Source organism: Paenibacillus thermotolerans (genome assembly GCF_028745515.1).
GTDB lineage: Bacteria > Bacillota > Bacilli > Paenibacillales > YIM-B00363 > Paenibacillus_AE > Paenibacillus_AE thermotolerans.
On record NZ_JAQZSG010000092.1, the window covers coordinates 1 to 675 of the forward strand.

At 55.6% G+C, this 675-nt stretch carries 1 pseudogene; it reads right to left on the reverse strand.

Annotated features, from left to right (window positions below):
- A pseudogene (locus tag PT964_RS26355) lies at positions 1-675 on the reverse strand (hypothetical protein); the annotation flags it as partial.

The window sequence follows — 675 nt, forward strand, 5'->3', positions numbered from 1 at the left end:
CACGTCCTCGTTCGTTGCAATATGCAGCGTAATCGTATCGCCCACTTTGGCTCTAGCTGAATCCGCGTTGCTTGAGCTAATCTCAACCGTCGGCGCTGTCGGCGCTGTCAAGTCAATATTGGCGACCGTTGCCGTCACTTGCCCGGTATTTCCGGCCTCATCCATTAGTTCAAACGTAAACGTACCGTTGCTTTCAAAGACGTACGTCGGTTGTCCTCCGTTATTCGTGATTACCGCACCGTCTTCGACGGCAATCGTTGCCGTCACACTGTCTTTCGTCGGTTCCGTCGTTCTGTACGAAACCGTTCCGCTCGGTGCCGTCTTATCGAATTCGACCCCGCTGCCGCCGGTAAGTGTCGAGACCGGATCTGCTGCATTCCCGGTTACATCGGCGAAGTTTACCGTAAACGCGATCGTTCCTTCGGTATCGCTATTTTTCATCGTGTACGTCGCCGTCCACGTCCGCGCGTCCGCTCCTTGCGTAACCGTCGCTGCGCCGCCTGCGATCATCACCACCGGCTGCTGCACATCTTCGTTCGTTGTAATGTTCAGAGTGATCGTATCGCCTACTTTGGCTTTCGCCGCATTCGCGTTGCTCGTGCTCATCGTCACCGACTGCACGGACGGCTTCGTCTTATCGAACGTCACGCTGCTTCCGTCGGTTGTGTTTGTCAC